Source organism: Enorma phocaeensis (genome assembly GCF_016901575.1).
GTDB classification, from domain to species: Bacteria; Actinomycetota; Coriobacteriia; order Coriobacteriales; family Coriobacteriaceae; genus Limicola; species Limicola phocaeensis_A.
In genome coordinates this window covers 38,302-59,953 of sequence record NZ_JACJKQ010000004.1, presented here as the reverse complement: position 1 = coordinate 59,953, position 21,652 = coordinate 38,302, and the positions used below count along the sequence as shown (strand labels likewise).

Below are 21,652 nucleotides of genomic sequence, written 5' to 3'. Positions count from 1 at the left end.
GTACCATCAGGTGGCCACAGGATGCGCGGGCCGAGGGCTATAGTTCGAACTCGGCGAAGGCGGCGGGGTCGCGCAGCGGTGTCGCGGGGGTTGCGAGAGGCGTTGCCGCATCGGTGGCGGGGGCGCCGCCCTGCGCGTCGGCAGGTGCCCCGGCCGCGGGCCCTCCCCACGGCGTCGGCGACCCGGCGCCCGCCTGCATGCTGCCGAAGCCTCCGCCGACCTCTCCGAGCAGCTTGTCGGGAGACATCTCTGGGTGCTGGTAGACGATGTCGAGAAGCTCGATAAAGTCGCGAATCACCTCACGCGGGGTGAGGTGGGTGTCGGCGCCCACGCGGCCGAATTCGATCTGCAAGAACCGCACCAGGTCCCCTTCGCCCAGCTTGGGGGCGTAGCCAAAATAGCCGGCATGGATCTGCTGCAGCTTTTCGGCAAGAACCAGCAGCTCCTCGTAGGTGAGGGGGTGCAGGTGGATGATGGGCGCCAGCATGTCGCGCATGTCGTCGCGTGCAAACCTCCCCTGCGTAAGGCGGCTTCGCAGCGCCTCGTACGAAAACACGCCGCGCCTGCGGTCCTCGATCGACTGGGGGGTGCCTCCCATGATGACGCCCAGATAGTGGGCCTTGCCCTGCAGGGTGTCGTTATACATGGTGAGGATCTTCTCGTAGTTGTACTGGCGCGTCACGGCGTTGGGAATCTTGTAGAGGTTAACAAGCTCGTCGACGAGCACGAGCATGCCGCGGTAGCCGGCGCCCTTGAGGAACCGGGCGAACAGCTTGATATAGTCATACCAGTCGTCGTCGCCGATGATCACGGTTACGCCGAGCTCCTGGCGGGCCTCGGTCTTCGTGCGATACTCGCCGCGGAGCCACTTGACCACGCGGCCCTTGGTCTCGTCGTCTCCCGTGACGCTGGAGTGGAAATACAGGGTGAGCAGGCGCGCGAAGTCGAAGCCGTGGACCATCTCTTCGAGGTTGGCGACCTCGGAGCGGATGCGCGCGTCGACTGCCGCCACAAATGCCGCATCGTCGGCGGCAGGAGCGGCCCCGGCGGCTTCTTGGGCGAGCTCCTGAGCGACCGATGCCTGCAGATTTGAGATCCAGCGGTCGAGGATCAGCGTGAGCGCGCCTCCTTCGGGGCGCGTCTTGGTCGAAAGGTTGCGAATAAGCTCGCGATAGGTGGCAAGGCCCTGGCCCTGCCCGCCCTGCAGGCGCCGCTCGGGCGAGAGGTCGGCGTCGGCGACCACGAAGCCTTCTCCCATGGCGTGCGTGCGGATGGTCTGCAGAAGAAAGCTCTTGCCGCTGCCGTAACGTCCTACCAAGAAGCGGAACGAGGCGCCCCCGTCTGCGATGAGGTCGAGGTCGGTGAGCAGCGCGCGAATCTCCATCTCGCGCCCCACGGTGATGTAGGGTAGCCCGATGCGGGGCACCACGCCGCCTTTGAGCGAGTTGATGATCACGGCGGCGACGCGTTTGGGCACGCGCGGCGCGGCGGGTACGGTATCGGTCATGGGGCGATCAGTCCTCTCACGTCGTCCTCGTAGTCTTCGATGATGCGCGGTCCGTCGGCGCCAAATTCGATCGCGGTGTCGCCGAGCGCGTCATACAGCGCCTCGTTGATGGCGTCCACCAACATGTCCTCGCTGGTGCCGGCAGGTACGGGTGCCGGCGCGCCTTCGAGCAGGGCGGCGAGGTATGCCGCCTGCTCGCCCGTCAGCGGGGAGGTGTCCCCGTCGGCGGGCGGCACCGGTGCTCCCGCGGCCGGCGCGCCGAGGGGCGAGCCGGCCTCTGGGGGCTTCGGCGCATCGGCGACAGGAGCGTCGGGGGCAAGGGCCTTCTCGGGTGAGGATGCGTCGCCGGCCCGGGGCGCGACCGCTGGCGGCTCATCATGGGGCCCGGCTGCCGCGGCGCCCCTGCCGCCGCCGACGTCTGTGGCGAGCGCGCGTCCGGGCACGTCCGCGGAGGTGCTAGACGGCGCCGCAGCGGCGGGCATCGGTGCGGATGCCGGTGTGCCGCCCTCGCGCTCCTCGTCGATGAGCAGCGCCTCGCGGGTCTCTGCGGCGGCGCTGCGAATGCCCGAGAGCTTGGACAGGTCGATGTCGATCACCCGGGGAGCATGGGCGCTCTTCCATGCCAGCCACTCGGTCGCCTCGCGGTCTATGATGCGCTCGAGGTATTTTGGCTCTGGCCGCGCCTTGAGCGCATAGGGGTATCCCATCGCGTCGCGCAGCATGCGGTCGCAGGCGCGCATGATGGATCCCAGGCGGGCGTTTTTCTCGCGCGTGCCGAAGACGCGGGTGCATGTCCACAGCCCTCGCTCGCAGCGATAGCTGTGGATGGGGTCGAGCTCGACCAAGGCGTCGGGATGCGGGCTCTCGGGGCAGAACACGGCGGAGGCGAACATGGTGTAGGGCATGGTCGCCTCCTTTCCAAACAGGCTCTCCAGCATGCCGCTTTTTCGGTTGCGTCGATAGTACTCCAGCATGCGGACATAGACGGCGCATGCGACATGCCGCAGGTCGTCGGGATGGTCCTTGTACAGGCGCGACAGGCGGATGCGGTAGGTTGAGAGCGCGTCGATGCTTTCAAGCAGCCGGGTTTCCAGCGCCTCGTCGACGGGAAGGGGGAGGGCGGGGCCGCGCCTTGTCTTTTTCGACGCCCCTTTCCGGAGCGACGCGCCCGCAGGGCTCGCCGCGGGGCCGCCCGGCGTCACGGGCATCGCGGCGGCTGGCGAGTCAGGGCTATCGAGCAGGCAAGAGAGCTCGCGAAGCTCGATGAGCGCGCGGTCGAATCCAAGGGTCTTGTCGTCGGCGAGAAGCTTGGGGTCGAGGCCATAGAAAACCACGTAATCGCGCAGCCACACCCGCACAAAGCGGTCGATCTCGGGCGAGAAGGTGCGGTATGCCTGCCAGAAGCCGTGCAGACGCGAAAAGCCTTCCTGTGGGTCTGCAACTCCGATGCCGTTGATGAGCTCATACAGGTAGACGTAGGCAAATGAAAGGGAGGTCTCCTGGATGTCGCCGCGCCGAACGGCCGCGCGCCAGGTGAAGTAGCCGCGCAGCTGCTGGTCGCTCATGGCGTTGTAGGTGGGGAAGTACGACTTGAAGGTGCCGTGATAAGGGTGGTCGTCCTCCATGTCGGCCATGAGGCGCGCCTGTCGGACGAAGAGCTCAGCCTCGGTGAGCCATCTGCCGCGGCCGCCGGATTCCTGCCAGCGCGATATGCCCCGCATCTCTTGATAGCGATGTGCCTGGGGCCCAAGCTGGAAGGCCCTGCTCGGTGCCTGAGGGGCCAAGACCTCGGGGCCCGTGCCGCCCGAGACCGCTGCATGCCCGGCCGATGTGACTCTCCCGCCCATAGCGCCGAGGGGGATGCGTTCCTGCCGGGCCTCCCGGAAGTCCTTGCCGCGCGTGGCCGACGCACTCGCCTGCCATGCGGCCCCGGCCGTCGCCGCCGGCTGCCCGCCGCGTTTGACAGGCGCGCTCGCCTGCTTCGGGCGCCCTGCCGCCTCGCGCTCTTTCATGAGCTGGCGGCCCGTGCGCACGATGGGCTCGTCCCGATAGACCTCCGCGGAGTAGCGCGAGTTGGCGCGCAGGCGCTCGCTTGCGTTGATGCGCGCAATGAGCTGCTCGATGTCGGCGGGGTTTCGCGCCACGGTCTCGCCTCCTGGGCACTTGTCGGTCAATCCCACCAGTATAGCATCAACCAAACACGCGTTCTATTTTATATGCCGTGCATCCTGTCCGGGAGGCGCGGCCTTGCCTTCGGGATGCCGTCCTGCCGCCCCTTCAGGCCCTCCTACAGAAACGCGAGCACCACGGCGACTATGACGGCGGGCAGCATGTTGGCGGGCTTGAAGAGCTTTCCCCAGATCAGGTTCACGCCGACGCAGAAGATGAGGATGGAGCCCACCAGCGACAGGTTGGCGAGCGCCGCCGTCGTCATGAGCGGCTGGACGAGCCGTGCAAGCAGGGTGATGGAGCCTTGGAATACGCCGACGGGGAGGGCCGAGAAGATGCATCCGCGCCCCAGCGACGCCGTCATGACGCATACGATCAGGCAGTCGAGCGCGCCTTTCAGCGCCAGCGTCGACCAGTCGCCGGCGATGCCGTCTTGGATGGAGCCCACGATCGCCATCGCGCCGATGCATACGGTGAGCGAGGCGGACACGAAGCCGTCGACAAAGCGGTTGTCGCCCTCGCTGCCGGTCTTGCGCTTGAGCCATTCGCCCAGGCTCTCAAAGCGTCGGTCGAGGTCGACCAGCTCGCCCACGAGCGAGCCCAGGGCAAACGAAGCCACGATCATCATGGAGCCGCTGCTTGCGAGGGAGCCGTCCTCAACGCTGAGCATGCCGGAGAGCGCGCCGGCGAGGCCGACGAACAGCACGCTCACGCCGGTTGCCTTCATGAGGGTGTCCTGCAGACCGGGGGTGAAGAGCCTGCCGCCCAGCATGCCGATGATGCCGCCCACGACGATGAGCGCGACGTTGATGAGAGTTCCTAGGCCGATCACGACTGCCCCCTCGGTATCCGCGGTCCAGGCGATGCCCGGCTGAGCCCTCATGCATGGTATGACGTGCGGGCCGCATGCGCAATCTCTCGAGATGGAGTCCTTGCCACGGCGTTCTTGGGCTCGCCTGCCGCACGGGAGGACGCCCTGCCGCCCCGCCAACACGCCATGGCGCCCGAGCGGCGGCCGCTTGTTGCCGGCGCATTGTTTCCAACCGGCAACGAGCGGCCACCCGGACGCCGCCGGGTGCCTCAGCGGATACAATCAGCAGCACGCACTTTGCTGGGATAAAGAATGGGGGGCATATGGACGTACCGGCGGCAGGCATGAAAGGGCCTGTTCAGCAGGGATGTACACTCATCCGTCACCTCACCGACGAATACGATGACTACCGGCACGACGAGTCCCGCAGCCAGGGCGAGGCACAAAGCATCTCGTTTCCAACCACCGAAGACGAGGTCCGCGCGGTGCTGCGCGAGCTGCATCCGTCGCACACGCCCGTCACAGTGCAGGGCGCGCGCACCGGTCTCGCCGCCGGCGCGGTCCCGCATGGCGGCCACGTGCTCAACCTGTCGCGCATGAATCGGTGCCTGGGCCTGCGCCGCGACGACGGCGGCGCCTTTGTGCTGCGCCTCCAGCCCGGCGTGATCCTCTCGGAGCTGCGCAAGTATCTCAAGGCAAAGGCCATTCCCGCCTCGGGCTGGGATGCGGCAAGCTTGCAGGCTCTCGGAGAGCTGCGCGAGGCGCCCGAGCAGATGTTTCCCACCGACCCCACCGAGGCCTCTGCCTGCCTGGGCGGCATGGCGGCGTGCAACGCCTCAGGGGCGCGCAGCTACCGCTACGGGCCCATGCGCCCGCATGTCGTGTCGCTGAGGCTGGCGCTTGCGGACGGCGACATGCTCGCCCTGCGTCGCGGCGAGGTCGTCGCATGCGGTCGGCACCTGGAGCTTGCCACCGAGCTCGGCCGGCGCATCTCTCTCGACCTCCCGGGCTATACGATGCCGCGCGCCAAGAACGCCTCGGGCTACTACGTGCACGAGGGCATGGACGCCATCGACCTTGTCATCGGCAGCGACGGCACGCTGGGGGTCATCACCGAGCTCGAGGTCGCGCTCATGCCCGTGCCTCCGGTCATGTGGGGCGTGAGCTGCTTTTTTGCGGACGAGCGCCAGGCGCTCGACGCGACCTGCGGCCTTCGGGACGGTGTCGCGTCCGCGGCGGCCATAGAATACTTCGACCCCGCCTCGCTTGACATCCTGCGCGTCCAGCGTGAGCGGAGCACTGCGTTCTCGGCGCTTCCCCTGCTTGCCGATGATGCCCGCTGCTGCGTCTACGTGGAGCTGCACTGCGGCGACGAGCGGGAGGCGCTCGACGCGCTCGACCGCGTGGGCAAGGTGCTGCGCGACGCCGGCGGCAGCGAGGCGGCGACCTGGGTCGCTCGAACCGAGCTCGACCGCGAGAGCCTGCAGTTCTTCCGCCATGCGGTTCCCGAGAGCGTCAACATGCTCATCGACGAGCGGCGACGGACAGATCCCGCCATCACCAAGCTGGGCAGCGACATGTCGGTGCCCGACGAGCGCCTGCACGACGTCATGCGCCTCTATCGCGAGACGCTCGCCGAGGCGGGGCTCGAGTCGGCTGCGTGGGGGCATATCGGAGACAACCACCTGCATGTCAACGTGCTTCCCCGCGACATGGACGACTACCGGCGCGGCAAGGAGCTCTTCGGCGCGTGGGCGCGCGAGGTCACGGCCATGGGCGGGGCGGTCTCGGCCGAGCACGGCGTGGGCAAGCTCAAGCGCGATTTCTTGAAGACCATGTACGGCGAGCAGGGTCTGCGCGACATGGCGCGGGTCAAGCTCGCCTTCGACCCCGCCGGGCAGCTGGGGCGCGGCAACCTCTTCGACGAGTCGCTGCTGGAAGGGGGTGCGTGAGGCCATGCGGATCATCGTATGCGTCAAGGCGGTGCCGAGCACGACCGAAGTGAAGATGGACCCCGTCACCAACACCATCGTGCGCGACGGCGCGCAGTCGGTGGTGAATCCGTTTGACTCCACGGCGCTCGAGCTGGCGCTGCGCATCAAGGACGAGCGCGGAGCGGCGGGCGAGGACGTGCGCGTGACGGTGCTCTCCATGGGCATCCCCGATACCGAGCGGCTGCTGCGCGACTGCATCGCCCGAGGCGCCGACGACGGGCTGCTGCTCTCGGACCGCGCCTTTGCGGGCGCCGACACGCTTGCCACCTCGTATGCGCTCTCATGCGGCATACGCCACCTGGGAGAGCCCGATCTGGTGATCTGCGGCAAGATGGCGGTCGACGGCGATACGGCCCAGATCGGTCCCGAGATCGCCGGCCTCCTCGATGCGCCCTGCGTCGCCGATGTGCGCAGGCTCGTGGCATGCGACGGGACGTCCCTGCGCGCGTGGCGGGGGACCGATGCGGGCGTGGAGCTTGTGGAGGCTCCGCTACCTGCGGTCATGACCGTTGCCAAAGACGCCGCCCAGCTGCGCATGCCCTCTATCTGCGGAGTGCGCGCGTCGCTTGCGGCGCCCGTCGAGGTGCTCGACGTCGCCGGCGCCGGGGCGGACCCCGAGCGCTGCGGGCTTGCCGGGTCGCCCACGCAGGTGGTGCGCTCCTTTGTGCCCGAGCGGGCCTCGGGCGGCGCCTGGATCGAAGGCGCCGCCGCCCAGCAGGCGGAACAGCTGCTTCAGATCGTGGAGGGGATGGGCCTATGAGCGGTCTTGTGATCGATGCGGAGCGCTGCATAGGCTGCAAGCGCTGCGTTCGCGCATGCGGAAGCGCGGGCATAGAGGTGCGCGACCGGTTGGCGCGGCCCACCGCGGGCTGCGTCCTGTGCGGGGCGTGCGTCGACGCCTGCCCCGTAGACGCCATCTCCATCGTGCGCGACGAGCCTTCGGGCGGGCACGACCTCGAGAGCTACCGCGACATCTGGGTGGTCGCCCAGCCGTGTCCGGACGGCGGGGTCGAGCGCGTGTCGCTCGAGCTTGTGGGGCGTGCGCGCGAGCTCGCCGCGCCTCGCGGGTGCCGCGTCGTGGCGGTGCTCGGCGAGGGGTCCGGCGCAGGCGGCGACGCGGCGCTCGCGCTCGTCCGCGCCGGCACCGACGAGGTGCTGCGCTGTCGCGACGACCGCCTGGCCGCGCTCGACACCGAGGTCCATGCCCGCTGGCTGGTCGGGCTTGTCGAGGAGCGTCGCCCCGAGACCGTGCTCATGGGCGCCACCGCGTTTGGACGTGAGCTCGCCCCTGCGGTCGCGGTGCGCCTTCGCACCGGCCTGACCGCCGACTGCACCGTGCTCGAGATCGACCGTGCGACCGGCCAGCTGCAGCAGACGCGTCCGGCTTTTGGCGGAAACCTCATGGCAACGATCGTGTGCCCCGGGCATCGTCCGCAGATGGCGACGGTCCGCCCGGGCATCTTCCCGGTGCCCGAGACCTTGGACGACGCCCTGTCGCCCCTGGAAGCGGAGGCACTGCGGGCGCGGGTGAGCGAGGTGGGGCTCGCCCCCGACGTGGCGGGAAGGGTGCGCGTGCTCGAGCGGGAGTCCTCGGCGGCAGGGGCGTCCATCGCCGACGCCGACGTGCTCGTCGTGGTGGGACGCGGCATCGGGTCGAAGAAGAACCTGCCGCTCATGCGCCGCCTCGCCGAGCTGCTCGGCGCCGAGCTGGGCTGCACGCGCCCCCTCGTCGAGGCGGGCTGGCTTGAATATCGCCACCAGGTTGGGCAGACCGGCGTGTCGGTCTCGCCGAGGCTGCTGGTGAGCGTGGGCGTGTCGGGCGCCATCCAGCACCTGGCGGGCATCGGGGGCGCCCAGGCGGTCATCGCCATCAACGAAGATCCCGATGCCCCCATATTCGGCGCGAGCGATTGCTGCGTGGTGGGCGACTGCATCGAGGTCGTCGGCGAGCTCGTCCGCCTGCTTGAGGAGCGCGGCTAGACAGAGAGACCCCGGCGCGGCGGCATGTGGCCGCGCCGGGGTCTCTCTTGCAGGGTTCGACCGCTGCGCGGGGCTGCGGCGCGCGGGCCCGTCAGACAAATACGAGGTTCACGAGCACCATATAGAGAGCCGTGCTGGCAAAAATGGAGAGCAGCATGTTGCGGCGCCAGAGGTAGGTGCCTCCCGCGACGAGGATGCCGAGCGCCTCGGGGATGCCGTGGCTCGCACCCAGCGGGTCCACCTCGCGCAGGCAGTAGACCACGAGCAGCGCAAAGACCGCGCCGGGAAGCGCATCGCCCAAAAAGCGGACGAACCGCGGCGTCTCGCGGCCCTCGGGGAACGCCAGGAAGGGCAGGGCGCCGGTGAGCATCGAGGCAACCACGAACTCGGCCGAGCCGGCAAAGATGATGGTCGCCATGAGCGTGGGCGTCCACCAGGGAAGCCCGAGCGAGACCGAATAGATGCCGCAGGTGATGCCGAGCAAGATGAATCCGGCGAGAATGGGGATGGTGTAGGGGAAGGCGGCTTTGAGGGCGCCCTTCCAGGCGCCGCGGTCGACGGAGTCCCCGATGGGGTCCCGCATGTGCTCGGTCGATATGCCCGTGTTGCTCAAGCTGCCCTCCGCCCTTTCGTGTCGGATAGGTCAACAGGATAGCGGATTGGCTCGGCGCGCCCTACTGAATGCCCTCGATGCGGGGGATCGTGGCAAAGCCCTGTTCGAGCTCCTCGTCGGTGGGACGGTGGTCCTTCATCTCGCCACGGTTGAACTTGTCATAGGCGACCATGTCGAAGTAGCCCGTTCCGGTAAGCCCGAAGAGGATCGTCTTCGCCTCGCCGGTCTCGCGGCAGCGCTCCGCCTCGCGGATCGCCTGCAGGATGGCGTGGCTGCTTTCCGGGGCGGGCAGAATCGTCTCCAAGGTGGCGAAGCGCTCGCCGGCCTCGAACACGTCCGTCTGGCTCACCGCCACGGCCTCGAGATAGCCGTCGTGCTTGAGCTGCGAGATGATGGGGCTCATGCCGTGGTAGCGCAGCCCGCCCGCGTGGTCGGGGTTGGGGATGAAGCCGTTGCCCAGCGTGTACATCTTGCACAGCGGGCAGGTCTGGCCCGTGTCGGCGAAGTCGTAGGCGAAGCGGCCGCGGGTGAGCGAGGGGCAGCTTTCGGGCTCTACGGCGATGAAGCGCGTGTCGGGGCGTGCGCCGGTGAGCTTGTCGCGCATGAACGGGGCGATGAGGCCGCCCAGATTCGAACCGCCGCCCGCGCAGCCGATCACGATGTCGGGATACTCGCCCAGCTCGCGCATGGCCTCATAGCTCTCGAGCCCGATGATGCTCTGATGGAGCACCACCTGGTTCAGGACCGACCCCAGCTGGTACCGTCCGCGGTTCTCGGGCACGTGCAGCGCGCGCTCCACCGCCTCGGAGATCGCCGTCCCCAGCGAGCCGGAGCTGTCGGGGTCTTGGGCAAGGAGGCGCCGGCCGACTTCGGTGGTGTCGGAGGGGGAGGGCGTCACGCTGGCGTGGAAGGTCTCCATGATGTTGCGGCGGAACGGCTTTTGCTCATAGGAGCACTTCACCATAAAGACGTCGAGGTCGAGGCCGTAGTGGGCGCAAGCCTCGGCGAGGGCGGTGCCCCACTGGCCCGCGCCCGTCTCGGTGGTGACGTTGGTGAGGCCCTGCGCCTTGGCATAGTATGCCTGGGCGACGGCGGAGTTGAGCTTGTGCGAGCCCGACGTGTTGTTGCCCTCGAACTTATAGAAGATCTTCGCGGGGGTGTTGAGCGCCCGCTCCAGGTTGTAGGCGCGGCAGAGCGGCGATGGCCGGTAGACGCGATACATCTCCAGCACCGGCTCGGGGATATCGAAGTAGGGGGTGGCGTCGTCGAGTTCCTGGTCAATGAGGGCGTCGGCGAAGACGGGGGAGAGGTCGGCCTTGGAGGCGACGGCGCCCGTTGGCAGACGCATGGGCTCGGGCTTTACGGGCATATCTGCCCGCAGGTTGTACCAACGCGTTGGAATCTGCTCTTCGCGCAGGTAGAGGCGATGGGGTTCACGGGTGGTCTGAGTCTGGGCGGTCATGGCGGGTCCTTTCTGGTCGTGTGCCTTGCCGGGGCTCGGCACGGCTGGCGCGGGCGCGCCTGGGCGAATGCATCGGCGGGGTGCGGGCGGGGCCTTGCGACCCCTTTCGCCTTGTTTGACCGGATTCAGACTCGCAGCGCGCCGGCGGACCCAAAGCCGACAAACAAGACGAAGGCCCCCGGATTCGACCGGAGGCCTTCGTGCGAGCGAGCAGAAGCCGGTGCTAATCCGAGAGGGGAGGCATCCAGTTGTTCCACCACCACGCGGCAGCGATGCGCTGTGCGGCGCACAGGCGAGAGGAGATGTTCGCTGCGATGGTCATGGCGGGCCTTCCTGTTGCCGGCGGGGCCGGACGCTTTCGGATTGGGGACACTATAGCATGCTAAAGTGAACGGGCGGCCTCAAAATGCTTTCGTTGCAGGTGTGTTTCGACGCGCTCGACCGAAGGCATGTCAGAAAACGCTCAAAATCGGTCAAAAGCCGTCATGCCAATGCAAAGGAGTACGCCCATGATCTACACCGTCACGTTCAACCCGAGCCTGGACTATATCGTCAAGGTCGACGACCTTGCGCTGGGCGCGGTCAACCGCGTCTCGAGTGAGGTGATCATGGCCGGGGGCAAGGGCATCAACGTGTCCATCGTCCTCAAGAACCTGGGGCACGAGAGCCGCGCGCTCGGTTTTCTCGCCGGCTTCACGGGCGACGAGATCGCTCGCCAGCTTGAGGAGCGCGGGGTCGCCTGCGACTTCATCCGCGTGAAAGAAGGCATGAGCCGCATCAACGTGAAGATCGCCTCCCAGCAGGAGACCGAGGTCAACGGCATGGGGCCCGACATCGATTCCAGCGACGTCGAGGCGCTGTTCGATCGTCTCGATGCGCTCGCCGCCGGCGACATCCTCATCATCTCGGGCAGCGTGCCGGCGGCGCTTCCCCAGGACATCTACGAGCGCATTCTGGCGCGGCTCGAGGGCCGCGGCGTGGACATCGTGGTCGACGCCACGCGTGACCTTTTGCTCAACGTGCTGGCGTATCGGCCGTTTCTCATCAAGCCCAACAACCACGAGCTGGGCGACATCTTCGGCGTCGAGCTCTCCCGTCGCGAGGAGGTCGTGCCCTACGCGAAGATGCTCCAGGAGCGAGGCGCCCGCAACGTGCTGGTCTCCATGGCGGGCGAGGGGGCGGTGCTCGTCGGCGAGGACGGCTCGGTGCTCATGAGCGAATCGCCGCGCGGGCACGTCGTGAATTCGGTGGGCGCCGGCGACTCCATGGTCGCGGGCTTCGTTGCCGGCTACCTTGAGGGCGACGGATCGTTTGAGCGGGCATTCCGCATGGGCCTCTGTACGGGTTCTGCGAGCGCGTTCTCATTGGAGCTTGCCACGCGCGACGACGTCGAGGCGCTGCTTGCGGCCTCTGCCTAGCGAGGCGAGGCGCCAAGGACGCCGGCCATCCATCTCCATCCACTTGTCACCAACGCGTCCGGCCGAGATGCCGGGCGATCATCCGGCATGCGCCGGGGAAGGGAGCACATCATGAAAATCACCGAGTTGCTGCAGGCGAAAGGGGTGAAGCTGGGCGTTGCCGCCTCGAGCCAGGCAGAGGCCATCGAGGCCCTCGTCGACCTTCAGGTGTCCTGCGGCGCCGTCGTCGACCGCGACGCGTATCGCGAGGCGGTGCTCGCCCGCGAGGCGGAGTTCTCGACCGCGGTGGGTGAGGGCGTGGCGATTCCCCACGCCAAGACTGCCGCCGTCGCCCAGCCGGGCCTCGTCGCCATCACCGTGCCCGGAGGCGTGGATTGGAAGGCGCCCGACGGCAAGCCCTCCGACCTCATCTTCCTCATCGCCGCGCCCGATACGCAGGCCAACGTCCATCTCGAGGTGCTCGCCAAGCTGTCGGCGCTGCTCATGCATCCGGAGTTTCCCGCCGCGCTGCGCGCCGCGTCCTCGGTGGAGGAGTTCCTCGCCACCATCGACGAGGCGGAGGCCGACTACGATGCCAAGCAGGCTGCCAAGGCCGAGCAGGCGGAGCGCGCCAAGGCCGCGGTGAGCAAGGTCGCGCAGGGCGCGTCGCCGCAGGGTCCGCGCACGGCCGAGGGCGGGCTCCCGCTGATCCTTGCGATCACCGCATGCCCCACCGGCATCGCCCACACGTACATGGCTGCCGAGAACCTGGAGAAGGTCGCCGGGGAGATGGGCGTCACCATCAAGGTCGAGACCCAGGGTTCCGTCGGCACCAAGAACGCCCTCACGGCTCAAGAGATCGCCGCCTGCGAAGGCATCATCATCGCTGCCGACAAGGGCATCGAGCTCTCGCGCTTTGACGGCAAGCCGCTCTATTCCACCAACGTCTCTGCCGGCATCAACGATGCCGAGGGCCTCATCAACAAGATCCTGTCCGGCGAGGCGCCCATCTGCCACGCGGCCGGCGCATCGAGCGCCCCTGCGGCGGAGGCCAAGACCGAGGGCCTCGGCTCGTCGCTCTACAAGCACCTGATGAACGGCGTCTCCCACATGCTTCCGTTCGTGGTGGGCGGCGGCATCCTCATGGCCATCTCGTTCCTGCTCGACCAGGCTGGCATGGGCACGAGCTCGTACGGCACCTCGACCCCGGTCGCGGCCTTCTTCAACCTGGTGGGCAACCAGGCGTTCAACTTCATGCTGCCCATCCTTGCGGGCTACATCTCCATGTCGATCGCCGACAGGCCCGGCCTTGCGCCCGGCTTTGTAGGCGGCTGGATAGCCAAGCAGGGCTTTACGCTGGGCTATCTCGCTACGGCCATGGACGCCGATGCCCAGGGTGCGCTCATCTCGGGCGGCTTCATCGCCGCGCTCTTTGCAGGCTTCGCCGCAGGCTACCTCACGCTTGGATTCGAGAAGCTGTGCGACCGCCTGCCCGACTCGCTCGAGGGCATCAAGCCGGTGCTGCTGTATCCGCTCGTGTCGGTCTTCGCCATCGGCCTTGTCATGCTCGCGCTGAATCCCGTCTTCGCAGCCATCAACACCTGGCTCACCGACGTGCTGAACGGCATGGGGACCGGCAATTTGGTGCTGCTCGGCGCCGTCGTGGGCGGCATGATGTCCGTCGACATGGGCGGCCCCTTCAACAAGGCTGCCTACGTGTTCGGCACCGCCATGCTCGCCGACGGCTCCACCTCGGGGCAGATCATCATGGCTTCCGTCATGGTGGGCGGCATGGTTCCCCCGCTGGCCATCGCGCTTTCCACCACGTTCTTCAAGAATCGCTGGAGCGCCGCGGACCGCAAGGCGGGCATCGTGAACTACATCATGGGCCTGTCGTTCATCACCGAGGGAGCGATTCCCTACGCCGCCGCCGACCCCGGTCGCGTGCTGCCGAGCTGCATCGTGGGCTCCGCCATCGCGGGCGCCATCTCGGCGGGATTCGGCTGCACGAGCCCCGCGCCCCACGGCGGCGCCTGGGTGATCGCCGTCATCGGCAACCCGGTCATGTACCTCGTGGCGCTCGCGGCGGGAGCCGTGGTGGCGGCGCTCGCGCTCTCCTTCCTGAAGAAGCCGCTCGCTCCTGAGGAGTCCGGCCTCGCCAAGTAGGGTGGCTCGATGCCGGACGGCGCCTGTGCAGCACGCGCCGTCCGGCGCATGCACGCCTTGTGACGCGCATCGCCGGCGCGCTCAAACTGGGCATATGCTCCTGTCGGGCGTTGTCGCACGCGAAATGGCGGAGTGCGGCATTTTTGGAACGATAGCATGCTTTACATGCTATACAGGTAGGTAACGCTCGGATAGCATAAGGCTGGTAGAGCTTCTCCCAAGAGGAGGTTCCCATGTCCGAAGCGTCGGCGATGCGGTCCGAGTGCGCGCAGACGACGCAAGTGCGGTTTACGCGCGCTTGCAGACAGCAGAAAGCACAGGTCAATGCGCACATCGATGCCGATCTCAAGAAGGCCGGCGATGCGGGGCTCGCGGAGGCGGGGTATACCCCCACGCAGGCAATCGGCGCGCTCTGGGATCTAGCGAGGCGCTATCGTGACGACCCGGAAAAGATTCGGGAGGCGCTCTCCGCGGCAGATGACGATGTCGCTGCCGATAAGATGGCTGAACGTGAGCGCCGCAAAGATGCGTTGGAGCGCAGCGCGACGCTCGTCGACACGCTCTGTGCGCAGTACGGGCTATCGGGTGCAAGGCCCGACCTCGGCGCGCTCTCAGACCGCGAGTACTACGACCAGTTCATGACCGAACATTTTGTTGAGAAGGGCCTCATCAATGAGTGAGGCGATCAGCATGCTGCTCGACACGAACGTATGGATCGACCTTTTTGACGGGAATCGGCCGATGCACCTTCGGGCGCAAGCGCTTCTCTCCAAAGCTATCGAGCATGACGCTGAGGTGTTCTTTTATGTGACGAGCGTCAAGGATCTGTACTATACCCTGTCACGCAATCTCAAACAGCAAGCGCGTAGGGATCATGGGGCAGTATTGCCGGAGGATGCGCTCAGCTCAGAAACGATAGCATGGGCCTGCGTTCAGAGTGTGCAGGAGCTCGCTGCGCCGGTGGGGATTGATTTCTCCGACGTATGGCTCGCTGGTATGTACCGGGAGCTTCACCGGGACTTCGAAGACTCACTCATCGCTGCAGCGGCGACTCGCTGCAAAGCGGACGTTCTCGTTACCAACGACGAGTGTTTTCTGCGTCACTGCCCCGTGCGCGCTATGGACAGTGCTGATGCCCTCACGTGGCTCACTCTGCAGGCGCGTTAACGCTACCAGCCCCTGGCTATTTCCGCCTGGGATGCCGTGGGGGATGGTCGCCGACTCGTCAAGGAATGGCCTCATAGCCGGCTCAATAATTCCGCGATTTCGCTTGCTTACATGACGCTGTCGTCTCCGGATGCCGAAAAGGCCGTGGGGTGAAGGTGCCACCCCCACTCCCGCACACAGCGGCGCATACCCTCGACATCGAGCACGCCCTCGGCGAAGCCCTTGCGCACGAGCTCGGCGGGCAGCAGCTCGTCGTACTTGTCGAAGTACGGCACCTCGCTGGGGTAGACGAGTTCGATGGGGTCCTCGAGGGCGTCCGCCTCGTCGGCGAGCACGCGGAAGAACGTCTCGGCATCCGCCTTCATTTTGAACTGCAGGAAGTACGGGCGCGATGCGTCCACGCCCGAGATGCCGAGCTCCTTGGCGCACTTGATCTTGATGAGGCGCTCGAGCGCGAGGAAGCCGTAGCTCCCGAGCCAGGGGATGAGGACCCAGGTGTCGCCGCCCAGGTTGATGAGGGGCTCTGCCGCCGCACCCGAGAGCTCGGCCGTGCGCCGCGCCTGCGCGAGGCGCGCCCGCGCGTTGGCGAGCAGGTACGGATAGGTTTCGTGCGTGGCGAGCAAGCGGCGCATGCGCTCGAGCACGTGCGTGTGGATATCCCCCGGGCAGTCGCCAAAATAGGCGGGCACGCGCCCCTTCACCTGCGTGCAGTAGACGAGGTGCCGCTTCCAGTCGACCTCCTCCACCACCCAGCACGCGCCGGCGATGGCGATGCGCTCGCCCGGGGGCGGCGGGTTGACGATCGTGCCGAGCTCGGCGGATTCGGAGCGCACCGTGAACTCCTCGTTCTCCTGGAAGACGGCGTAGAACTTGAAGCTCGTGGTGTAGCGCTCGCCGGCAAGTCCCACGATGAGGTCGATGCCCTCGGGCGGCTCGGTGGCGTAGTTGATGGAGAACGTCTCGTCGCACATACCGAAGATGAGGTAGGGGCGCTTGCGGCCGAGCCCGCGGAAGCACTCGAGCATGGAGAGGCCGTAGAACAGATGGCGCGCGTTGATGATGAGGACGACGGCGAACGTGGTGAGCGGGTCAAACGCCCCGGCGAGCTGCGACGCCACCACGAACTCAGCCGACCCCGCAAAGATCACGATGCTCATGAGCACAGGCACCCACCAGGGGAGCCCGAGCGATCCGGCATAGATGCCGCAGGTGATGCCGAGGAAGACGAACCCGGCGAGGATGGGGACGGTAAGGGGGAAGGCGGCGCGCACCGGGCGCAGCGCCGGTCGTATCGGTCGTTTCAGTCATGGGCGGCTTCCGGGGGCAGGCAAGAGAAAGCGGAGCGCACGCGGCGCTCCGCTCAACGGGCGGGGATAGGGGTGCGTTAGGCGAAGACGGCCGCGACGCGCGCGGGCAGGCCCGTCGCGCCCTCGATGTGCGGCCACGATACGAAGACGATAGCGCCCGTCGCGGGGACCTTGTCGAGGTTTGCCATGACCTCCACCTGGAGGTGGCCGTGATCGAGCACCCAGCGCTCGCAGGCGAGGTCATCAGCCTCTGCCGCGAGGAACGAGGCGTCGGTGTCGAACGTCTCGTGGCCGTTCATCTGGATGCCGCGCTCCTCGTACAGGAACCTGAGGGCCTCCATGGACCAGCCGGGGCAGTGCTCGCCGCCCTCGGCATCGAAGTTGTTGAGGGCGTCGTTGTCCGGCCAGCGGGTGTACCAGTCGGTGCGGAGCGCCACAAAGGCGCCTCCGGGGATGCGCCCGTGCTCGGACTCCCAGGCCTCGATGTCGGCCACGGTCACGGCGGTGTCGGGGCCCTCGGCCGCGATCTTGGGCGTGAGGTCGATCACGACGAGCGGCATGGCCATCTGCTCGACGCCGTAGGCCTCGGAGCCCGCCGCGCCCGGCGTGAAGTGGCTCGGGAAGTCGATATGCGTGCCGAACTGCCCGGGGAACTTGTAGGTGTGGATGCGGCAGGAGAGCATCTCCTCGTCGTAGTCGAACACGGTGCGGCAGAGCTCGACCGACCCCTCGGGGATGCCCGCCCAATAGGGGCTGTCGTCGGTGAGCGGGTGGGTGAGGTCGACCCAGGTGCAGCGCTTCAGGTTCTCGAGGTCGGTCCAGAGGCTCATCGCAATCCCTTTCTCTCGCGTCGGCGTTCGTGCCAGTGCTTTTCATGGTACGGCACCGGGTCGATGCGCGTCAAAGGGAGGTGCGCCGCGTCAGTCGTGCTCGGCGTTGCGCGACCGCTCGCCCGCCTGGCAGAGCGTCGTTATCGCCGCGGGGGCGCCGGAGAGTCCCTCGGGAGGCCTGCACCACGCGAGCAGCGCATCGAGGGATCGGTTACGCCTCGCTTCGGCCGTGGAGGCCGCCTCCGCCGCCGCCTCCACGATGTTGCCGGCGCACTCAGCGCCCTCCATCGCCACCAGGGCCTTGAGCGCATGCGCCCACGCCTCCTGGTCACGCGGCGCCCGCCCGAGCTGGGCGAGGTCCGCGATCCGCCTGCGATCCGCCCATGCCGCCGCCTTGAGCTCCTCGCCCGCCGCCGTGAGGCGTGTCGCCCTGGGTAGGATCCCCAGGCACGCGATCAAGAGCGCGATGAAGGAGGCGATCAGGATGAAGAAGCCCAGGCGCGGCATGACCCCGATGAAGAGCCATATCTCGAGGGCGTAGAAGATCCAGCCTCTCATGTGGCCGCAGAGCGCGGGCTCGCGCTCCACGAGGTCGAGGGCGATCGCCTCCTCAAGCAGCGCCTCGTCGAAGGCCTTCCGCTCCTGTTGGAAGGACGCGCCCCTCTGCCGCTTTGCCCGGGGGTCCTTCTCGGTGTCCGCCCATTCCCCGAAGTCCAGGGGATAGAGCATACGCCGCGCGGCCTGGTCCAGGGGAAGGTCGGGCTCGCGCGTGTAGCGGAAGCGATAATGCCTCCTTCTCAGGGAGTTGAGCAGCGCTCCCGTGGAGCCGTTCGCGTCGATCGGGTCGTCATCGAAGAACCTGAGCTCGACGATGCCCTGCTCCGCCATGTGAAGCAGCGATGCCGCCGCCTGGTCGAAGAGGCCGCGGTTCAGGGTGTTGTCCCTGCCGTAGCCCTGGTCCAGGGCGACCGAGCCGATCACGGCGGGGTGCACGGACGGGTCGAGGCGGGAGGCGTCGGCGCTCACCGCCGGAGCGGGCCTCGTCGCCATGCTCCTGATCCGAAAGAGGATGCTGAGCGCTATGTAGACGATGACGGGCGCGAGCGCGAGGTACGACGAGGGCGTCACGAGGGACAGCTCGAGTTTGACCAGCTCGATCATCTCCGCCATCTTGCGTCCTTTCACTCTAGCCCCCAGATGGGTTTCGTTGCCCTCTGTCCATGGTATGCCTTGGGGGTGCGGAAAACCGGATCGCACGGGATATCTTACGCAGTTCTGACGTTTCTCCCATTGCCTCGTCCGATGGCTGATCAAGGGTAACGTCCAAGGATAAAGCCGTTTCCATGGCGATGGGAGCCGGTTGCGGAGCCGCCTGGGGCAAGCGCTGCGGTTGCGCCTACAATGCAGGTGTCCGCGCCCCGCTCGCTTTGGTGTGCTTGCGACGCGGTTTGGCTGATGCGATTGAAGGGAGGGCGATATGATCTGCACCGTGACGTTCAATCCAAGCCTCGACTACGTGCTCGGGCTCGATTCCCATGTATTGGCTTAACCTGGAATCGACGTATCAGCTTAAGCTGCTGCAGGACCAAGATCTTTCCGACGTCGTAGCGTTGGTCGGATAGCTTCGTTCACCTCGATCGCCAAGCTCGAGGTTAAGTCGAGCGTACTCGCGGAGGTATTGCGCCCTTGCGAACCTGTGGTTAGATTTGCTCGTCCACCCAAGCGCGCAGGTGCCCGTCCATCCGATTCATGAGCTGCGCCGTCGCCCGGTTGGTGAAGGGGCGCTCGATGCCAAAGGGCCTCTCGAAGGGCTGGAAGATGAAGTCCTGGTCGAGTGCGATTTCGAGGCTTGCGGGATAGACGAGCTCGTAGGTGAAGCAGGCGAGGGCAACGAGGTAGTCCGCCGGCTCGGTCCTCTCGTCGCGCCGCACGCAGCGGTGCGCAAAGAACGCATCCTCGGTGGCGGGGGAGACGGCGCTGGCGAGAAGTTCGTCCTCTGTGATGCCAAGGACGGTCTGGACGTCGTCGGTGCAGGTGACGCGCAGGATGTCTATCTTGTCTGCGTCGCGCACGACGTCGCAGACGGCGCGTGTGCGTATGTCAAGCTCATCGGGCAGGCGGAAGGCGCTATGGTAGCCCACGGCAGCGCGGACGAGGGTAGCTGCCCCGGGGTCTGCCGCGGCCTCGGGGGCAAACGCAGCGAGCGCGCCCGCCTCGCGTGCATGCGCTGCGAAGGCGTCGTCGTCCGCGCGCTCTGCTGCCACAACGTTCACGAGCGCCGGGTCATTCAGGTGGCAGGCACCCTCAAAGAGCACGTCCACGCCGATGGCGGCATGGTCTGCCGAGGCGCGGTCGTTGAAGGTGTCCCAGCGCCTCAGCTGCTCAAAGCGGCCGATATCATGCAAAAGGCCGGCGAGCCAGCAGAGGTCGATACCTGCCGGCGTAAAGCCCTGGGCGCGCGCAATCTCCTCGGCAAGTTCTGCAACGCGCAGGGTGTGTTCGATCTTGAGCGCCACGCGCGGGTTGCTCGCATCGTAGGGTGCCACATAGGCGTCAAACGCTGCTCGCGCCCTTGCGCGGTCGATTTCCAACGGTGCCATGGTTTTCAGCCTCTATTCTCGACAAAAGACAAATTGGCTAGATATGTTATCCAGTTTGCCCGGAAACTGGTAACAAACTCTTACCAGTTTTGTGAAGACATGGCTGACCAGCTAGCCTGCTTCTCGCACCTGCAGTTTTCGCTATGCGCCCGGCATCGCCAGCATGGTGCCCGCAAAGACCGGCGCGCCCAGCTGATTGTCAATAATGAGATAGGCGAAGGGCCGGTCGAGGATGACGTCGTAGACCACCGGCTCGTCGAGCGGTGCCGAGGCGCCCGCTTCCAAGCCAATGGAGGTTGCGGCCGCAGCACGCGTGCCCTCCTCGTTCACGTCGAGAAAAGTCTTGTGCAACACCTGCCCGATATAGAGCGGCCCGTCCTCGTCGGTGCCCATGGGGGTGAAGTCCGCGAGCTCGGGATCAAAGGCCGTGTTCATGCCGAGTGCGCGGAGCACGTCGGTGAGTTCGGTGCCGTACTCGAGTTTGAACTTGGGCAGGCCGGCGTTGGCCTCGGCGTTCACGACCGGCTGGAGGAGCGCTTTGAGCGCGGGACCGTCGAGCGCGGAGGCGGCGTCGGCAAGTTGGACGCCCTCGCGCGGCAAGAGGCCCACAAAGGCATAGCGGTAGTCGGCGTACGGCTTGACGAAACCTTGGAGCTGCTCGTTCTCCACGTAGGTTCCCTCATGCGAGTGCATCATCCGCACCGTTTGCTCGGCGCCATCCTCGCACGTGAAGACGTCATCCTCCACATCGGCGTCTTCGTAGGGCTCCTCCCAAGCGTCCTCAAAAGCGAGCGCGTTGATAAGGTAGAGCCGTGCTGCGTCGGGGATTTCGCTGATGAGCTGCTCGATCATATGGTTGGTATGCTCGTCCACCCAGGCGTTGATATCGTCAACGGTGGTTGCGTCAAAAGGTGCCGAGAATACGCTTGCGCCGAGCTCGTTTGCGCAGGTGGCAAGGTAGTCGTCGCCCACCTCGAGCGAATCGGTTTCGCGGATCCAGATGGAGTTTGCCAGGTGGAGTGATGCCGTCGCGCCGCCTTCGTTATCGCCCTCGCCGTCGAGCTCGGTGCCCCGCAGGTCGCCGGTCTCAAGATAGCGCGCATAGGTGCCCAGATAGGAGTTGAGCTCGTCGATGCCAAGGCCGGTTACCGCGGCGAGTTCGTCGAGCGTGGTGCCCGCGGCGCCGTTTTGTGCGAGCGCAAGCGCATAGAGGATCGAGAAGGGAGAGATGAAGGTGTTGGCGCGCTTGTCCTTTGCGCGGTCGGCCTGCGAGCAGGTGCGGAGCAGATTCGCTGTAAGCGCGTACGATGCCGACAGCGCCTGCTCGTCCGACAAGATGGTATAGGGGTCCTCGCCGCTGATTGAGAAGGACGCCGCTTCGCGTGCGGGCTCGGTGAGGTCGGTTGCGGTGAGCGTAAGCGCGCCGTCTGTGTTGTCGCAGCCGGTAAGAGCCGTTGGGGCAATCGCCGCGGTTCCCAGAAGCGCGGCAAGCCCCATCATCGAGCGGCGGGAGATCACAGGGGCAACAAGGTCGTTCTTACGCATGGCGGCCTCCTTCTGGTCGGAGCGCGTTTTCCCATTGTACCCCGTGCGACGCAGCGGAATTATCGTTCGCACGCTGATTAGGGGGGCACGTGGGGAATACTTCC

Annotated in this window: 17 protein-coding genes; 7 read left to right on the top strand and 10 right to left on the bottom strand. The window is 66.7% G+C overall.

All coding sequences use genetic code 11. The annotated features are described in order from the left end of the window. Window positions 1-37 precede the first annotated feature (37 nt). The 3 genes from H6A15_RS04350 to H6A15_RS04340 all read right to left on the bottom strand — a co-directional run bounded on the left by H6A15_RS04350 (window position 38) and on the right by H6A15_RS04340 (window position 4,559). Window positions 38-1,507: an ATP-binding protein gene (locus H6A15_RS04350; RefSeq protein WP_204672528.1), complete on the bottom strand. Its 1,470-nt coding sequence runs from the start codon at window positions 1,505-1,507 to the stop codon at window positions 38-40. Further along, window positions 1,504-3,705, bottom strand: coding sequence for a TerB N-terminal domain-containing protein (locus H6A15_RS04345; protein WP_204672526.1), 2,202 nt, complete (start codon window positions 3,703-3,705; stop codon window positions 1,504-1,506). The genes H6A15_RS04350 and H6A15_RS04345 overlap by 4 nt, the downstream gene beginning before the upstream one ends. An 89-nt stretch (window positions 3,706-3,794) precedes the next feature. Beyond that, window positions 3,795-4,559, bottom strand: coding sequence for a DUF554 domain-containing protein (locus H6A15_RS04340; protein ID WP_239462340.1), 765 nt, complete (start codon window positions 4,557-4,559; stop codon window positions 3,795-3,797). Between the two features lie 251 nt (window positions 4,560-4,810). Between H6A15_RS04340 and H6A15_RS04335 the strand changes: the two genes are divergently transcribed. From H6A15_RS04335 to H6A15_RS04325, 3 genes are read left to right on the top strand one after another with little or no spacing between them, the layout of a single operon-like run. Then, a complete protein-coding gene (locus tag H6A15_RS04335; RefSeq protein ID WP_239462339.1) occupies window positions 4,811-6,439 on the top strand; it encodes an FAD-binding oxidoreductase in 1,629 nt (542 codons plus the stop codon). Window positions 6,440-6,443: 4 nt separating this feature from the next. After that, window positions 6,444-7,241 (top strand): electron transfer flavoprotein subunit beta/FixA family protein, encoded by a 798-nt coding sequence (locus H6A15_RS04330; RefSeq protein ID WP_204672524.1) that lies wholly within the window; start codon window positions 6,444-6,446, stop codon window positions 7,239-7,241. After that, on the top strand, window positions 7,238-8,461 hold the full coding sequence (locus H6A15_RS04325) for an electron transfer flavoprotein subunit alpha (protein ID WP_204672522.1): 1,224 nt from the start codon (window positions 7,238-7,240) through the stop codon (window positions 8,459-8,461). Before H6A15_RS04330 ends, H6A15_RS04325 begins: the two co-directional genes overlap by 4 nt. 91 nt (window positions 8,462-8,552) lie before the next feature. On the opposite strand, the gene H6A15_RS04320 is transcribed toward H6A15_RS04325, so the two are convergent. Together H6A15_RS04320 and H6A15_RS04315 are read right to left on the bottom strand one after the other, a co-directional pair. Further along, window positions 8,553-9,074, bottom strand: a complete 522-nt coding sequence (locus H6A15_RS04320; protein ID WP_204672520.1) for an AzlD domain-containing protein — start codon at window positions 9,072-9,074, stop codon at window positions 8,553-8,555. A 61-nt stretch (window positions 9,075-9,135) separates the two neighbouring features. Next, window positions 9,136-10,536 carry a TrpB-like pyridoxal phosphate-dependent enzyme gene (locus tag H6A15_RS04315; RefSeq protein ID WP_204672518.1) on the bottom strand — a complete coding sequence of 467 codons (1,401 nt, stop codon included), beginning with the start codon at window positions 10,534-10,536 and terminating at the stop codon, window positions 9,136-9,138. 509 nt (window positions 10,537-11,045) lie between these two features. On the opposite strand from H6A15_RS04315, the gene pfkB reads away from it, so the two are divergent. From pfkB to H6A15_RS04295, 4 genes are all read left to right on the top strand, one after another. Then, window positions 11,046-11,954 (top strand): 1-phosphofructokinase, encoded by a 909-nt coding sequence (gene pfkB / locus H6A15_RS04310; RefSeq protein WP_204672516.1) that lies wholly within the window; start codon window positions 11,046-11,048, stop codon window positions 11,952-11,954. Window positions 11,955-12,065: 111 nt separating this feature from the next. Continuing rightward, entirely contained in the window at window positions 12,066-14,099 is a 2,034-nt protein-coding gene (locus H6A15_RS04305; protein WP_204672513.1) for a PTS fructose transporter subunit IIABC, read from the top strand. A gap of 233 nt (window positions 14,100-14,332) precedes the next feature. Continuing rightward, window positions 14,333-14,779 carry a hypothetical protein gene (locus H6A15_RS04300; RefSeq protein ID WP_204672505.1) on the top strand — a complete coding sequence of 149 codons (447 nt, stop codon included), beginning with the start codon at window positions 14,333-14,335 and terminating at the stop codon, window positions 14,777-14,779. After that, on the top strand, window positions 14,772-15,266 hold the full coding sequence (locus tag H6A15_RS04295) for a type II toxin-antitoxin system VapC family toxin (RefSeq protein ID WP_204672503.1): 495 nt from the start codon (window positions 14,772-14,774) through the stop codon (window positions 15,264-15,266). Before H6A15_RS04300 ends, H6A15_RS04295 begins: the two co-directional genes overlap by 8 nt. A 107-nt stretch (window positions 15,267-15,373) precedes the next feature. On the opposite strand, the gene H6A15_RS04290 is transcribed toward H6A15_RS04295, so the two are convergent. The 5 genes from H6A15_RS04290 to H6A15_RS04270 all read right to left on the bottom strand — a co-directional run bounded on the left by H6A15_RS04290 (window position 15,374) and on the right by H6A15_RS04270 (window position 21,548). Further along, entirely contained in the window at window positions 15,374-16,537 is a 1,164-nt protein-coding gene (locus tag H6A15_RS04290; protein WP_342635812.1) for an AzlC family ABC transporter permease, read from the bottom strand. A gap of 113 nt (window positions 16,538-16,650) precedes the next feature. Then, window positions 16,651-17,403 carry a cyclase family protein gene (locus tag H6A15_RS04285; RefSeq protein ID WP_204672501.1) on the bottom strand — a complete coding sequence of 251 codons (753 nt, stop codon included), beginning with the start codon at window positions 17,401-17,403 and terminating at the stop codon, window positions 16,651-16,653. A 90-nt stretch (window positions 17,404-17,493) separates the two neighbouring features. Then, window positions 17,494-18,573: a hypothetical protein gene (locus H6A15_RS04280; protein WP_204672499.1), complete on the bottom strand. Its 1,080-nt coding sequence runs from the start codon at window positions 18,571-18,573 to the stop codon at window positions 17,494-17,496. A gap of 530 nt (window positions 18,574-19,103) precedes the next feature. Beyond that, on the bottom strand, window positions 19,104-20,003 hold the full coding sequence (locus H6A15_RS04275; protein WP_204672497.1) for an HD domain-containing protein: 900 nt from the start codon (window positions 20,001-20,003) through the stop codon (window positions 19,104-19,106). 141 nt (window positions 20,004-20,144) lie between these two features. Further along, on the bottom strand, window positions 20,145-21,548 hold the full coding sequence (locus H6A15_RS04270; protein ID WP_204672495.1) for a serpin family protein: 1,404 nt from the start codon (window positions 21,546-21,548) through the stop codon (window positions 20,145-20,147). Window positions 21,549-21,652 lie beyond the last annotated feature (104 nt).

What these genes read in the sequence shown, in the direction of transcription:
- H6A15_RS04335 (WP_239462339.1), top strand. Translation starts at nt 4,811, where the DNA reads ATGGACGTACCGGCGGCAGGCATGAAAGGGCCTGTTCAGCAGGGATGT.
- H6A15_RS04275 (WP_204672497.1), bottom strand. Translation starts at nt 20,003, where the DNA reads ATGGCACCGTTGGAAATCGACCGCGCAAGGGCGCGAGCAGCGTTTGAC.
- H6A15_RS04295 (WP_204672503.1), top strand. Translation starts at nt 14,772, where the DNA reads ATGAGTGAGGCGATCAGCATGCTGCTCGACACGAACGTATGGATCGAC.
- H6A15_RS04340 (WP_239462340.1), bottom strand. Translation starts at nt 4,559, where the DNA reads ATGAGGGCTCAGCCGGGCATCGCCTGGACCGCGGATACCGAGGGGGCA.
- H6A15_RS04280 (WP_204672499.1), bottom strand. Translation starts at nt 18,573, where the DNA reads ATGGCGGAGATGATCGAGCTGGTCAAACTCGAGCTGTCCCTCGTGACG.
- H6A15_RS04300 (WP_204672505.1), top strand. Translation starts at nt 14,333, where the DNA reads ATGTCCGAAGCGTCGGCGATGCGGTCCGAGTGCGCGCAGACGACGCAA.
- H6A15_RS04285 (WP_204672501.1), bottom strand. Translation starts at nt 17,403, where the DNA reads ATGAGCCTCTGGACCGACCTCGAGAACCTGAAGCGCTGCACCTGGGTC.
- pfkB (WP_204672516.1), top strand. Translation starts at nt 11,046, where the DNA reads ATGATCTACACCGTCACGTTCAACCCGAGCCTGGACTATATCGTCAAG.
- H6A15_RS04350 (WP_204672528.1), bottom strand. Translation starts at nt 1,507, where the DNA reads ATGACCGATACCGTACCCGCCGCGCCGCGCGTGCCCAAACGCGTCGCC.
- H6A15_RS04330 (WP_204672524.1), top strand. Translation starts at nt 6,444, where the DNA reads ATGCGGATCATCGTATGCGTCAAGGCGGTGCCGAGCACGACCGAAGTG.
- H6A15_RS04305 (WP_204672513.1), top strand. Translation starts at nt 12,066, where the DNA reads ATGAAAATCACCGAGTTGCTGCAGGCGAAAGGGGTGAAGCTGGGCGTT.
- H6A15_RS04325 (WP_204672522.1), top strand. Translation starts at nt 7,238, where the DNA reads ATGAGCGGTCTTGTGATCGATGCGGAGCGCTGCATAGGCTGCAAGCGC.
- H6A15_RS04270 (WP_204672495.1), bottom strand. Translation starts at nt 21,548, where the DNA reads ATGCGTAAGAACGACCTTGTTGCCCCTGTGATCTCCCGCCGCTCGATG.
- H6A15_RS04315 (WP_204672518.1), bottom strand. Translation starts at nt 10,536, where the DNA reads ATGACCGCCCAGACTCAGACCACCCGTGAACCCCATCGCCTCTACCTG.